The sequence below is a fragment of the Bradyrhizobium sp. R2.2-H genome, assembly GCF_004346455.1.
GTDB lineage: Bacteria > Pseudomonadota > Alphaproteobacteria > Rhizobiales > Xanthobacteraceae > Bradyrhizobium > Bradyrhizobium diversitatis.
Genome location: NZ_SMBR01000005.1, coordinates 1 through 11,846, shown reverse-complemented (window position 1 = coordinate 11,846; position 11,846 = coordinate 1). Strand labels below are relative to the sequence as shown.

Genomic DNA, 11,846 nt, shown 5'->3' with positions numbered 1-11,846 from the left:
CGGGAACGATCTACCCGCCTTGAACCGGCGGAGCGAATCGTTAGTTTTGGGGGACGGCGAATCGCCTCATTTCGCCCTTCCTCAAGACAGACATGGCCACTTTCACCCCGCATCAGGATGCCGCGCTCAAGGCCGTCGGCGACTGGCTCAAGGCCAAGCCGGGCCGCAACGGCACGCCGCCCGTGTTCCGCCTGTTCGGCTTTGCCGGCACCGGCAAGACCACGCTGGCGCGGCACATCGCCGATGGCGTCGACGGCGAGGTGAAGTTCGCCGCCTTCACCGGCAAGGCCGCGCTGGTGATGCGCAACAAGGGCTGCGACGGCGCCTCCACCATCCATTCGCTGATCTACCGCGCCCGCGAATCCGGCGAGGAGCAGCCGAGCTTCGAATTGTGGGACGACGCGCCGGCGTCGAAGGCGAAGCTGATCGTGATCGACGAATGCTCGATGGTCGACGCCGAACTGGGGCGCGACCTGATGTCGTTCGACTGCCCGTTGCTGGTGCTGGGCGATCCCGCGCAGCTGCCGCCGATCCAGGGCGGCGGCTTCTTCACCAACACCACACCGGACGCAATGCTGACCGAGGTGCACCGCCAGGCCCAGGACGACCCGATCGTGCGGATGTCGATGGACGTCCGCGAGGGCCGCGAGCTCGACATCGGCCGCTACGGCGAGAGCGAGGTGGTGTCGCGGAAGGAGCTCGACCCCGATCGCGTCATGGGCGCCGACCAGATCCTGGTCGGGCGCAACAACACCCGCCGCGCCTACAACATGCGGGTGCGCCAGCGCCAGAACATCGAGGACGCCTTTCCGGTCGCCGGCGACAAGCTGGTGTGCCTGCGCAACAACCGCAAGAAAGGCCTGTTCAACGGCGGCCTGTGGCGCGTGAAGTCGCGCAACACCTCGCGCTCGAAATCGCGCATTCTCAGCATGCGGCTCTCGCCGGACGAGGATTTCGGCCACAAGGTGACGAAGGTCTCGGTGCGCGCCGATTGCTTCGAGGGCGGCATCGAGCAGATCGGCTGGGAGCAGCGCAAGCCCTATGACGAGTTCGACTACGGCTACGTGCTGACCGTGCACAAGTCGCAGGGCTCGCAATGGGACGACGTCGTGCTGTTCGACGAGAGCTTCGCGTTTCAGGAGTCCCGGGCGCGGTGGCTCTATACCGGCATCACGCGTGCGGCGAAGCGGCTGAGCGTGGTTGTGTAGAACTCGCCAATCTCCGGGTGAGCGGCTTTACCGAGATGCATTCACTGCCCGCTAGGCTTTGCGATGTATCCCGTACGAAAACCGCACTGGAGTGGAGCGAATGACGGCGCGCGCAACAAAGCCTGAGCATCCCGAAACCGATCTCGATAGTCTCGCTGCGAGCCGCCGGGACTTCCTGAAATCGGCGAGCGCGGCAGCCGGTTCGCTCGCGCTGTCGATCACGGCTCCAGGGATTGCCCTTGCGGCGCCGCGCGGGTCGGTGCGAATCTCGAAGGAGCGGCTCAATACGCTGGCGGCAAAATTCTATGCCGTCTTCAACGAAGGCAATATTCTGCCAGCGAGCTTTGCCGACAAATATGCGGCGCGCCATGACGTCGAGCTGAGGCGCATCGTCACCTTCACGCGCATCCCCGAGACGGGCGAACGCGTCAAGGTCAGCGGCCTGCTTGCGGTCCCGGCGGGCGCGCGCGGCGCTGTTCCAGTGTTGTCATGGCAGCACGGCACGATCCTGTCGTTCGACCAGGTCCCCTCGAACCTGCTGCGGCTGGAGGACGAGACATACGAGCTGCGCGACAATGTCGATTCGATCGAGACCTTGTTCAACGTGCAGCGTTTCGCAGGCAACGGCTATGCCGTCGTCGCGGCCGACTATGTCGGCAAGGGCCCCTATCGCAATGGCCGGAGCGAAGCCTATGCCGTGAAGGGCGCGACCGTGCAATGCTGCCTCGACATCCTGAAGGCGGGGCTGCTCGAGCTGCGGACACTGGGCCTGCGCCAGTCGTCCCTGTTCCTGAACGGTTGGTCGCAGGGCGCCCTGAACACGCAGTGGCTGAAGCAGGAGATGCAGCGCCGCGGCATCAAGGTGCGGGCGGCTGCGGCAGAAAGTCCGTTCAACAATCTCGCCGAGAGCTTTCACTACTGGGCGAACCCGGCGGCTTTTATTCCGGCCTCGGACAGCTCGTATCCGATGCCGCCGGCCTGGATCACGCCTTGCATGATCGTCCTGCTCGGCAGCTATCGGCGCTATTACGGGCTCAATGATCTGTTCAAGACCGCGATCAAGCCGCAATATCAGGCGTTCGCGGAGAAGTACTGGTCCGATTACAGCCTCGAGGGCGAGATCGCGAAGAGCATTCCTCCCGCCGGCGATTTCCTCGTCGATGGCTTCTTCGATCGCTTCACCAGCGATACGAACAGCGCCCTCCAGCGCCGCCTCGGCGCCAACGGCGCGACCTTCTGGGATTATGATTCCCCGATCAGATTCTATTACGGGCTGGCCGACGAGGCTTTGCATCCACGCCTGGTGCGGCCCGCAATCGCCGCCGGCGGACATTTCGCAGAGGGCGTTCCGGTCAAGGGCGCAAGCCATCGCGGCACGTTCCTGTCGAGCCTCTATGGCGAGGCGAACGTCCTGAACGGACAGCCGACGGCGTTCGACTGGTTCAATTCGCTGGCGTGAGCGGGTGAGCGCGGCGTGCTGACGTCGCCCGCGACGCCGGGCGATCGCGCCGTCACGATCTCGTGTCCGCCCCGACGTAACAATCGGCGGCTGCGTCCGTATCTCGGATGGTACGAAAACGCGGCCGGGCAGGCTGTTCGCCTGGTCCCGGCCGCCCTAGACTGTCAGCCCTTCCGAAAGAGGATTGCCATGCGCCGAACCGCCATTGCCTCCCTGCTTGCCGCAACCACCGCCCTGACGCTGGCTTTCACGATGCCGTCCCGGGCCGCGGAGGATGCGGTCGTGATCCCCGCCCCCGCTGTGGACGCGGCGCCCGCGAGCAGCATCCAGACCGCCGTGATCGCCGGCGGCTGCTTCTGGGGCGTACAGGGCGTCTTCCAGCACACCGCGGGCGTCGTCAACGCGGTCTCCGGCTATGCCGGGGGCACCAAGGCGACCGCCGACTACCGGACCGTCTCGAGCGGGCGCACCGACCACGCCGAGGCGGTCGAGATCAAGTACGACCCGAAGAAGATCTCCTACGGCAAGATCCTTCAGATCTACTTCTCGGTGGTGCACGACCCGACCCAGCTCAATCGCCAGGGCCCGGACGTCGGCCCGCAATATCGCTCGGCGATCTTCACCACCTCCGACGAGCAGAAGAAGGTGGCCGAGGCCTACATCGCCCAGCTCAACGCGGCCAAGGTCTTCAAAAAGCCGATCGTGACCAAGCTCGGCGCGCTGGAGGCGTTCTATCCGGCGGAGGCCTATCACCAGGACTATCTGACGCTGCACCCGAACCAGCCCTACATCGCCTACAATGACATCCCGAAGGTCGAGAACCTGAAAAAGCTGTTCGCGGATAACTACATTGAGAAGCCGACGCTGGTGAACGCCAGCAAGGCCACCAACTGATCGAGATCACCAAAGAAACGGGAGACCCATGCCCGACACCAAGACGAAGATCACGGACGACAAGGTCATCAAGAGCGAAGAGCAGTGGCGGCGCGAATTGACGCCGATGCAGTACGCCGTGCTGCGCGAGAAGGCGACCGAGCGTCCCTTCTCGGGCGAATATGAGCACGACGAGCGCGCCGGCACCTATGTCTGCGCCGGATGCGGCAATGTGCTGTTCGCGTCCGACGCCAAGTTCGATTCTGGCTGTGGCTGGCCGAGCTTCACCCAGCCCGCGATCGAGAGCCATATCGACGAGGAGCGGGATACGAGTCACGGCATGATCCGCACCGAGGTGCTCTGCTCCAAATGCAGCGGCCATCTCGGCCATGTCTTCCCCGACGGTCCCGGGCCGACCGGTCTGCGCTACTGCATCAACTCGGCGGCGCTGAAGCTCGAGCCCAAATAAGCTTGCGCGTTGGCGGGTTCCCCCGTGGAACCCGGCAGCGCGATGTGCTTTTCTCCTCTGGCGGTGCGGCCGATCAACGCATTCGGCGGCCGCCAGGGAGGATGCCATGACGCTTGGGACCATCCTGATCATCCTGGTGATCATCTATCTGCTCGGCGGTCTGTCCGGCCGGTTCGGCGGCTACGGCTATGGTCTGGGCCATTCCGGCATGGGCATCGGCGGGGTCGTGCTGGTGGTGCTGATCGTGCTGCTGCTTCTTGGCAAGATGTAAACCAATTAAGCCGTTGAAATAATTTACTTTATTTCGCTCGCGGAGCTGCCATGCGTGGATTCATCATCTCGCGTCGCAGGGGTCGCATTTCTGTCAAATCGGCCTATATTAGAGGACGAGAATGACATGCGGCGGGCCCGCTTGGCGGCTCCTGCCCTCCCCAACCCCACGCGCTTAAAGCCCCAGAGAAGATCACGAGGTCTTTGACCATGCGTCCACTGCGTCCGTTCAACTTCAACACCTCCGCCGAACTCTTTCCCGCCGCGATCCGCAAGAAGAAGCGCGCAGGTTTCACCTATCGCCGGTTCGGCACCGCGGCCGAGGCCGTGCAGTTCGCGATGGAGCAGTTGCCGACGGATTCGCTGAACGGCGCCTATCTCCAGGTCGAGGAAGCCCGCTTCGACCAGAACGGCATCCGCTCGCTGTACGAGAGCGAAGCCTTCCCGCTGCCCCGTCGGCCCAAGCCCGCACCGGCCGCGGAGACCGACGCCGACGCGGCGTAAGCTTTTCGCTGAGCCTTACGATGTGCGCAGAAAGCGCGATGGCCGAAAGGTCGTCGCGCTTTTTGCGTTTGGGGCTTTCATGCTTCCACAGCGTCATGGCCGGGCTTGTCCCGGCCATCCACGCCTCGCGCCGCGGCACAAAGAACGTGGATGCCCGGGACAAGCCCGGGCATGACGACCGTTCGAGCATATGCATCAATTGCGGAGAGGAGCGATCCTACATCCGCGGCTGCTTCTCCAGCCAGCGGCGGAGCAGGCGCACGTTGCGCATGTTGGCACGGAACATCACGTCGAAGGCGTCGCCCGCGAACGGGACCAGGCCGACCACGCCGTCGAGCGCGACATTGCCGAGCATGCGCCCGGTGATGTACCAGGGCGCGCCCAGCGCGCGGGCCTCGCGCACCAGCCACAGCGAGATCGCGGTGGTGATGATGTCGCCGACGACGGGGATCAGGCCGATCAGCCCGTCGATGCCGTAGCGGATGTTGGTGCCGGGCAGGATGAAGGCGACGTCGAGCAGCTTCGCGATCGCCTCGATACGCGCGATCCGCTGCTCGCGCGTCAGGTTGCCGAACGGATTCCCTTGCCCGAACTCGAAGCCAAACTCGCGAAATCCCTGCTCCAGGCTCTCGGGCCTGATCTCGTGGCCTTCCTGGTCGATGATCGGCCCGCGCGCCTCCTTGCCGGAAAAGGGCGCATGCGAGCTGCTCCCCGTACGGGATCTGCGAGGAGCAAGGATGTCGTCGTCGGACATGGTCATGATCTCTGGACAACGCGCCGCGGCGGCGGAGGTTGCCGCCGCGATCGAATGCCGCGCGTCAGGTCGGCGCCGCCGCCGCCTGCGGCTCCTCGACATAGCGATGCACGAGCCACGATGAAATCGCCGCCGGCACGAATCCGACGAGGCCATACAGGATGAACTGCACCGCGCCCGAATCCGGCCCGCGCGAGCTGTAGGTGAGCGACGCCAGGACGAAGGCGAACAGGCCGACCAGGAGCATCCGCAGGCTCGGACCGATCCGGCGGATATGGATCAGGATGTCGTCGACCGCGCCGATCATCAGCGCGGGCAGGAAGCCGAACAGATAGCTGTATTGCAGGGTCTTGAAGAACACCGCGAACAGCTTGCCGACCTCGCCGATATTGGTCTGGGCCCAATAGCCGGACTGGTAGGTCGTCGTCAGCAGCAGCAGGAACCCGCCCACGAACGGCCCGACCAGCGCAAACACCAGATAGCGTTTCATCAGATACCCTCACCTTCGCCAATATTATAGCAGCGCAGCGGGAACCTTGAATAGCGGGGCGCCGGCTCCACCCGGGGGAACAAGTGGCAAGGCGACGAGTTCATGCTGGACCTGAACTTGCCCCTGGCAGATTGGAGCCGCCGATGTCCCCTCACCTCGTTCTGGCGACAATCATGCTGGCAGCCCTGGGCGGCCTCTCGAGTGTCCCCGCATTTGCCCAAGGCCATATGGGCACGCCGCAGGAGCAGAAGGCCTGCTCGCGGGATGCATCGCGCTTCTGCCGCAAGCAGCTCGGCAACGACATGGCCGTGCAGGGCTGCCTGCAGGCCAACCGCGCCAAGCTGTCGCGCGCTTGCAGCAAGGTCTTTCAGAGCCACGGCATGTGAGGATCGGAACCCATCCCCGCGAACGGAGAGTGATGCCATGTTGCGCGACGAACAACTCTCGATCCTGCGGGACATCAGCCAATCCGTTGCCTTTGCCGACGAGCGGCAGGGCAAGGTCGGGCAACTGATCGCCGACGGCTATGTGATGAAGGACGGCGATCTGTTCGAGCTCACGGCGAAGGGCGTCGCCGCCGTCGAGGAACACGCTGCCGCTCTCGGCGTGAGCGATGCGGAACAAGCGGGCGCATCCTCCGATCGGCGGATCTGATCGCGCGCGACGTGACTCGCGCGCAACAATTGCGAATTCCTTCGCGCCGGCCATTGCAGGCTCGTGACAATGGCGCATACTTCGCTCGGGCGGCGCAGCACTTTCGATTCGGGCATCAAGAGATCGAGCGACCACATGCGGGACCAGAGTTCCCGGCGTGAAGGCTGTGACGTACGGCAGATCAAGCCGCGTGCGGCGCCCCAAAAACCAAGTGGCTCAAGCCCTAGGGAAATCGGGGACCCATCCGCATGACACGCCATCAGACGATCGCTTCGCTCTTCGCTTTCGCCGTCACCAGCCTCGCATTCCAGACCTCGCCCGGCCTCGCCTTCTCGTCCGAAGCACAGCAGATGTGCTCAGGCGACGCGATGCGGCTGTGCTCCAGTGAGATCCCGGACATTCCACGGATCACCGCCTGCATGGTGAGGAACAAGTCGCAGGTCAGCCCCGGCTGCCGCGCCGTGATGGACCGCGAGCACGCCGCCGCCACGGCCGCGCGCAAGCGCGAAGCGGCGGCGCGGTAAAACGGTTCAATTTCGACCAGGTCACTGACCGCGAGACGACTTGCTTCACCTCTCCCGTAGGGAGAGATCGGAGCGCATCGATAGATGCGATCCGGGTGAGGGGTTGCGGTCTCACAAGATGATGCGGCCCTCACCCGGATTGCACCGGACGATGCTTCGCATCGCGGAGGCAATCCGACCTCTCCCCGCTGTGGAGAGGTGAAGAGCCTAATCGCCCCACTGCGCGAAGGCGTCGTTGAAGGCGCGCTCGCCGGGGGCGCCCTTCTCGATGGCGATGATGGCGCGGCGCTGGTTGGCGTAGACAAGGGGCACGTCGAACCAGGAGCGCTCCTTCAGGAGTTGGACGTTGCGGGCGCGGTCGGCATCGACGTTGGAGAGGCCGACCAGGAAGAAGCCGTCGGTGACCTTGACCGCGAGGCCTGCGAGCGGCGTGCCGCGCGCCTGCTCGTTCGACTTCATCAGGATGCCGGGCACGTTGGAGACGCTGCCGCCCGGAAAATCCGGCGGCAGGATGAAGGTCAATTCCGCGGTGTGGCTCGCCGGCAGCGAGGAGTCGGTGTTGCGGCGGAACGACATCGTCATCTTGAACTTGCGGTCGGGGATCTCGATGTCGGCGCGCACGGCGACGTCGGCTTTCTGGTTGCCCGAGGCCTTGATCGGCTCGAGCCGCCACACCACCGAGCCGACATATTGCTTGCCCTTCGGATCGGACGGATCCTCGTCATAGAGCACGACCTTCTGCGCCACCGGCGCGACAGGCTGGTCGCTGGCCGAGGGCTGGCCGACGCGATCCGGAATCTTCGGCTTGCTCTGCGGTTGTGCCGGGCTCGGCGTCTCCACGACCTGAGTAGCGGACGGTTTGAGAAAGCCGTTGACGATCTGAACGGCCTGCTTGCCCCAGAGGATTCCGGCGCCGACCAGGATCAGCACGATGCCGACGGCGATCGCGCTCTTGAACGGAAATGCCGAGCCGGCGCGGACGCGCTTCTTGGCCTCGCCCTCGGACGCGGCGCGCGGACGCGGCGACGGCGGCGCGTAGCGCTCGGCCTCCTCGATCGCTTCGTCGTAGGAATAGGGCGCTTCGGACTCGCCGGCGCGGTTCTCCAGGCTCGGCTCCAGCCGGTCGAATTCCGGCGAGGGCGAGGGCACGTTGGCATAAGTGCGGCGCGCGGCGCGGCTGGCCTGCGCGGCAGCGCCGCCGAGATCGTTGGCATCGGCCGTGATGTCGCGGAAGCCGCGCACGCCCGGTGCCGGCGGCGGGGGTCCGACGTCGGGCGGACGGCGCGCACCGGCGCGATCGCGCCCGGCGGGCGGCGGCGGCTCCGGCGGCGGCGGGACGGACGGTCCCGGCGGGCGCGGGGCATCGAAACGGGGAGCGCGGGGCGGGCGCGGGACCTCGCCCTGCTCATCGACGCTGATTGACGGACGGTCGGCCCGCGGCGGCGTCGGGGCCGGTCGCGTGCGCGGCGGAGCCGGCTGAGATGCGGGAGCGTTGGCTTCGGCGGCGCGGGTGCTGGCCCGGCGAAAAGCATCGCCGCTGCTGCTGGAGCGGGCGCCGCCACCGGGGCGCGCGGCCTCGCGGGCGCGCTGGGCGGCCTCCGATTCGACCTTGCGAACGGCCTCTTCCAGCGACAGCCGTTCGCGCGTGATCTCGGATTCGGAAAGCGGCGGCTGCACGCTCCGCAGCTGCGCGATCAGGGCCGTGCGCGCCCTCTCATAGAGCGCGCGACGGCTTTCGCCGGGAGCGTTGGGGTCCAAGGCGGCAATAGCGCGGGCGATCAGCGGATAGTAATCAGCCATTTCTACTCAACTATACGCGCGTCCCGGTAAGATATCGTTAAGCCTCAAACGGATTTTGCACGAGGATAGTATCTTCGCGTTCGGGGCTGGTGGAAAGCAGCGCGACCGGGCACCCCACCAATTCCTCGATCCGCCGGACATATTTGATGGCCTGGGCGGGCAGGTCGGCCCAGGACCGCGCGCTCGCGGTCGGCTCCTTCCAGCCCTCGATGGTCTCGTAGATCGGCTCGACCCGGGCCTGGGCGCCCTCGCCGGCCGGGAAATGGTCGATCTCCTTGCCGTCGAGCCTGTAGCCGGTGCAGACCTCGATCGAATCGAAGCCGTCGAGGATGTCGAGCTTGGTCAGCGCGAGGCCATTGATGCCGCAGGTCCGGACCGCCTGGCGGACCAGCACGGCGTCGAACCAGCCGCAGCGGCGCGGACGGCCGGTATTGGTGCCGAACTCGCGGCCGCGCTCGCCGATCTTGCGGCCGATCTCGTTGTCCTGCTCGGTCGGAAACGGGCCCTGCCCGACGCGGGTCGTGTAGGCCTTGCACAGGCCGAGCACGTAGCCGACCGCGCCCGGCCCGAGGCCGGCGCCGGTCGCGGCCTGCGCCGCCACCGTGTTGGACGAGGTGACGTAGGGATAGGTGCCGTGGTCGACGTCGAGCAGCGCGCCCTGGGCGCCCTCGAACAGCATGCGCTTGCCGGCGCGCCGCTCGATGTCGAGCAGCCGCCACACCGTCTCGGCATAGGGCAGCAGCTGCGGCGCCAGCGCGGTCAGTTCCTTCAGGATGTCCTTGCCGTCGAACTCCGGCAGATTGAGCCCGCGGCGCAGCGCGTTGTGGTGGGCAAGAAGCCGGTCGATCTTGTGCGGGAGCGTGTCGAGGTCGGCGAGGTCCATCAGGCGGATGGCGCGGCGGCCGACCTTGTCCTCATAGGCCGGCCCGATGCCGCGACGGGTGGTGCCGATCGCAGTCGCGGCGCTGGCGGATTCGCGGTGCGCATCGAGCTCGCGGTGCAGCGGCAGGATCAGCGTGACGTTCTCGGCGACGCGCAGATTGTCCGGAGAGACCGCAACGCCCTGCGCCCTGAGCTTGGTGACCTCGTCGAGGAAGGCGGAGGGATCGAACACTACGCCGTTGCCGATCACCGACAGCTTGCCCTCGCGCAGCACGCCGGAGGGCAGCAGCGCGAGCTTGTAGGTCTTGCCGTTGATCACCAGCGTGTGGCCGGCATTATGGCCGCCCTGGAAGCGGACGACGATATCCGCCTGCTCCGACAACCAGTCGACGATCTTGCCCTTCCCTTCGTCGCCCCACTGGGCGCCGACGACGACAACATTGGCCATGCGCGGGTAATCCTTCGAAGATTTCTCTGTAAGTGGCATGATCCGAACGGAAAACCGGGATCCACTTTTCCTAAAATCATGCCTGCGCCCAGCCCAATTCCCGGCCGAGGCCGTTCGCACGCGAGGCAGCCCAACCGGATAAAGGAAGCAGCCCCTCTAGGCAAGCAAGAACGGGGCTTTTTTCAGGCTCAACGTGCACTCCAAGCCTTTGATATCCCCCGAAAATCCAGAAACCTACCGGACCGGCGCAATGGCTTCGACCAAAGCGTGAGAGGCCGCCTTCGCCGCTGCATGGTCGCGATGCGTCCGCCCCCCATTGATGCAACCTCGATTTCCGTGTCTTTGGACAGCGCCGGGTGATCAGCCGGCCCGGGCCTCGCCGGGCCGGAGGCTTCGGCGTACTCCACGCGGGGCCCCAACAGCCACATGTCCGCCACCGGCCACACCACGAGCGCGGAAGCATCCGGACACAGCTGGATCGCCAACCAGCCTTACCTGCTGCTCAGCATTACCGCGCTGTGCTGGGCCGGCAACGCCATCGTCGGACGGCTTGCCGCCGGACACATCCCGCCGGTCACGCTGTCGTTCCTGCGCTGGTTCTTCGCCTTCCTGCTGGTGCTGCCGTTTGCCTTCAAGCACCTCGTGCAGGATTGGCCGGCGATCCGCGGCAAGCTCGGCCTGATGGTCACGCTCTCGGTCACCGGCATCGGCGCCTTCAACACGCTGCAATATTGGGCGCTGGAGCATACCCAGGCGCTCAATACGCTGCTGCTGCAATCGGCCGCGCCGCTGCTCGTGGCGCTGTGGTCGCTGGTCATTCTCGGCATCCGGCTCACCGCGGCGCAGGCCTTCGGCGTGCTGCTGTCGATGTGCGGCGTGCTGACCATCCTGCTGCATGGCGATTTCACCACGCTGTCGAACATCGACTTCAACAAGGGCGACCTGATCTTCCTCCTCGCGCTCCTGATCTTCGCGCTCTATTCGGTGCTGTCGCTGAAGCGGCCGCCGATGCACGGCCTGTCCTTCCTCGCCTTCACCTTCGGCTGCGGCGCCGCCTGTCTCATTCCGCTGGAGATCTGGGAACTGTCCGCACGCCCGGTGATGAAGCTCGACGGGCCGAACCTGCTGACGCTGTTCTACGTCGCCGTCTTCCCCTCGGCGCTCGCCTATCTCTGCTTCAATCGCGGCGTGCGCCTGATCGGCGCCAACCGAACCGCGCCGTTCTTCCACGTCGTGCCGGTGTTCGGTTCGATCATGGCGATGGCATTTCTGGGCGAACATCCGCAGGCGTTCCACTTCATCGGCTTCGCGCTGGTGCTGGCGGGCGTGTTCGCAGCGTCGAGGAAGCAGGCGACATAGCGTTGGGTTACGCGGATGTCGCTCTTCCTTCTCCCCTTGTGGGAGAAGGTGGCGCGATGTCCAGACCGGATAGATAGGTAACACAGTAGACCGGATGGATGGGTGACAGTTCTCTGTCGGCTGGGAGGATCAGCCGATGCCTTGGCGGGAGA

At 65.6% G+C, this 11,846-nt stretch carries 14 protein-coding genes; 10 read left to right on the top strand and 4 right to left on the bottom strand.

Going from position 1 to position 11,846, the window contains the following annotated elements; genetic code table 11:
* The first annotated feature begins 92 nt into the window (after nt 1-92).
* From EDE08_RS14135 to EDE08_RS14110, 6 genes are all read left to right on the top strand, one after another.
* Entirely contained in the window at nt 93-1,208 is a 1,116-nt protein-coding gene (locus EDE08_RS14135; RefSeq protein WP_131869454.1) for an ATP-dependent DNA helicase, read from the top strand.
* 100 nt (nt 1,209-1,308) lie between these two features.
* Nucleotides 1,309-2,667 (top strand): alpha/beta hydrolase, encoded by a 1,359-nt coding sequence (locus EDE08_RS14130; RefSeq protein ID WP_131869453.1) that lies wholly within the window; start codon nt 1,309-1,311, stop codon nt 2,665-2,667.
* Nucleotides 2,668-2,856: 189 nt separating this feature from the next.
* Nucleotides 2,857-3,561 carry a peptide-methionine (S)-S-oxide reductase MsrA gene (gene msrA / locus EDE08_RS14125; protein ID WP_131869452.1) on the top strand — a complete coding sequence of 235 codons (705 nt, stop codon included), beginning with the start codon at nt 2,857-2,859 and terminating at the stop codon, nt 3,559-3,561.
* Nucleotides 3,562-3,589: 28 nt separating this feature from the next.
* Nucleotides 3,590-4,009: a peptide-methionine (R)-S-oxide reductase MsrB gene (gene msrB / locus EDE08_RS14120; protein ID WP_131869451.1), complete on the top strand. Its 420-nt coding sequence runs from the start codon at nt 3,590-3,592 to the stop codon at nt 4,007-4,009.
* A gap of 106 nt (nt 4,010-4,115) precedes the next feature.
* Nucleotides 4,116-4,280: a DUF3309 family protein gene (locus EDE08_RS14115; RefSeq protein ID WP_035677634.1), complete on the top strand. Its 165-nt coding sequence runs from the start codon at nt 4,116-4,118 to the stop codon at nt 4,278-4,280.
* 209 nt (nt 4,281-4,489) lie between these two features.
* The gene (locus tag EDE08_RS14110; RefSeq protein ID WP_027560969.1) at nt 4,490-4,783 is read left to right on the top strand and encodes a hypothetical protein; all 294 of its coding nucleotides are present in this window, start codon (nt 4,490-4,492) and stop codon (nt 4,781-4,783) included.
* A gap of 217 nt (nt 4,784-5,000) precedes the next feature.
* Here EDE08_RS14110 and EDE08_RS14105 read toward each other — a convergent pair whose 3' ends face one another.
* Both EDE08_RS14105 and EDE08_RS14100 read right to left on the bottom strand, forming a co-directional pair.
* Nucleotides 5,001-5,543, bottom strand: a complete 543-nt coding sequence (locus EDE08_RS14105) for a DUF4112 domain-containing protein (protein WP_131869450.1) — start codon at nt 5,541-5,543, stop codon at nt 5,001-5,003.
* A gap of 58 nt (nt 5,544-5,601) precedes the next feature.
* Complete coding sequence (locus EDE08_RS14100; RefSeq protein WP_131869449.1) at nt 5,602-6,027, bottom strand: DUF5413 family protein; 426 nt, start codon at nt 6,025-6,027, stop codon at nt 5,602-5,604.
* 173 nt (nt 6,028-6,200) lie between these two features.
* On the opposite strand from EDE08_RS14100, the gene EDE08_RS14095 reads away from it, so the two are divergent.
* The 3 genes from EDE08_RS14095 to EDE08_RS14085 all read left to right on the top strand — a co-directional run bounded on the left by EDE08_RS14095 (nt 6,201) and on the right by EDE08_RS14085 (nt 7,205).
* Nucleotides 6,201-6,413, top strand: a complete 213-nt coding sequence (locus EDE08_RS14095; RefSeq protein WP_502700607.1) for a hypothetical protein — start codon at nt 6,201-6,203, stop codon at nt 6,411-6,413.
* Nucleotides 6,414-6,450: 37 nt separating this feature from the next.
* Nucleotides 6,451-6,681 (top strand): hypothetical protein, encoded by a 231-nt coding sequence (locus tag EDE08_RS14090; protein ID WP_131869447.1) that lies wholly within the window; start codon nt 6,451-6,453, stop codon nt 6,679-6,681.
* A gap of 248 nt (nt 6,682-6,929) precedes the next feature.
* Entirely contained in the window at nt 6,930-7,205 is a 276-nt protein-coding gene (locus EDE08_RS14085; RefSeq protein WP_245524789.1) for a hypothetical protein, read from the top strand.
* Nucleotides 7,206-7,412: 207 nt separating this feature from the next.
* Here the strand turns inward: EDE08_RS14085 and EDE08_RS14080 are convergent, their stop codons facing one another.
* A complete protein-coding gene (locus EDE08_RS14080; RefSeq protein ID WP_131869446.1) occupies nt 7,413-9,005 on the bottom strand; it encodes a hypothetical protein in 1,593 nt (530 codons plus the stop codon).
* 37 nt (nt 9,006-9,042) lie between these two features.
* Nucleotides 9,043-10,335 carry an adenylosuccinate synthase gene (locus EDE08_RS14075; protein WP_131869445.1) on the bottom strand — a complete coding sequence of 431 codons (1,293 nt, stop codon included), beginning with the start codon at nt 10,333-10,335 and terminating at the stop codon, nt 9,043-9,045.
* Between the two features lie 426 nt (nt 10,336-10,761).
* Here EDE08_RS14075 and EDE08_RS14070 point away from each other — a divergent pair, with 426 nt between their 5' ends.
* Nucleotides 10,762-11,694 carry a DMT family transporter gene (locus tag EDE08_RS14070; RefSeq protein WP_131869444.1) on the top strand — a complete coding sequence of 311 codons (933 nt, stop codon included), beginning with the start codon at nt 10,762-10,764 and terminating at the stop codon, nt 11,692-11,694.
* Nucleotides 11,695-11,846: the final 152 nt, after the last annotated feature.

Bases quoted from the DNA above. Each gene is read 5' to 3' on its own strand.
- EDE08_RS14100 (WP_131869449.1), bottom strand. From the start codon at position 6,027: ATGAAACGCTATCTGGTGTTTGCGCTGGTCGGGCCGTTCGTGGGCGGG.
- EDE08_RS14080 (WP_131869446.1), bottom strand. From the start codon at position 9,005: ATGGCTGATTACTATCCGCTGATCGCCCGCGCTATTGCCGCCTTGGAC.
- EDE08_RS14105 (WP_131869450.1), bottom strand. From the start codon at position 5,543: ATGACCATGTCCGACGACGACATCCTTGCTCCTCGCAGATCCCGTACG.
- msrB (WP_131869451.1), top strand. From the start codon at position 3,590: ATGCCCGACACCAAGACGAAGATCACGGACGACAAGGTCATCAAGAGC.
- EDE08_RS14075 (WP_131869445.1), bottom strand. From the start codon at position 10,335: ATGGCCAATGTTGTCGTCGTCGGCGCCCAGTGGGGCGACGAAGGGAAG.
- EDE08_RS14090 (WP_131869447.1), top strand. From the start codon at position 6,451: ATGTTGCGCGACGAACAACTCTCGATCCTGCGGGACATCAGCCAATCC.
- EDE08_RS14085 (WP_245524789.1), top strand. From the start codon at position 6,930: ATGACACGCCATCAGACGATCGCTTCGCTCTTCGCTTTCGCCGTCACC.
- msrA (WP_131869452.1), top strand. From the start codon at position 2,857: ATGCGCCGAACCGCCATTGCCTCCCTGCTTGCCGCAACCACCGCCCTG.
- EDE08_RS14095 (WP_502700607.1), top strand. From the start codon at position 6,201: ATGCTGGCAGCCCTGGGCGGCCTCTCGAGTGTCCCCGCATTTGCCCAA.
- EDE08_RS14110 (WP_027560969.1), top strand. From the start codon at position 4,490: ATGCGTCCACTGCGTCCGTTCAACTTCAACACCTCCGCCGAACTCTTT.
- EDE08_RS14135 (WP_131869454.1), top strand. From the start codon at position 93: ATGGCCACTTTCACCCCGCATCAGGATGCCGCGCTCAAGGCCGTCGGC.
- EDE08_RS14130 (WP_131869453.1), top strand. From the start codon at position 1,309: ATGACGGCGCGCGCAACAAAGCCTGAGCATCCCGAAACCGATCTCGAT.
- EDE08_RS14115 (WP_035677634.1), top strand. From the start codon at position 4,116: ATGACGCTTGGGACCATCCTGATCATCCTGGTGATCATCTATCTGCTC.
- EDE08_RS14070 (WP_131869444.1), top strand. From the start codon at position 10,762: ATGTCCGCCACCGGCCACACCACGAGCGCGGAAGCATCCGGACACAGC.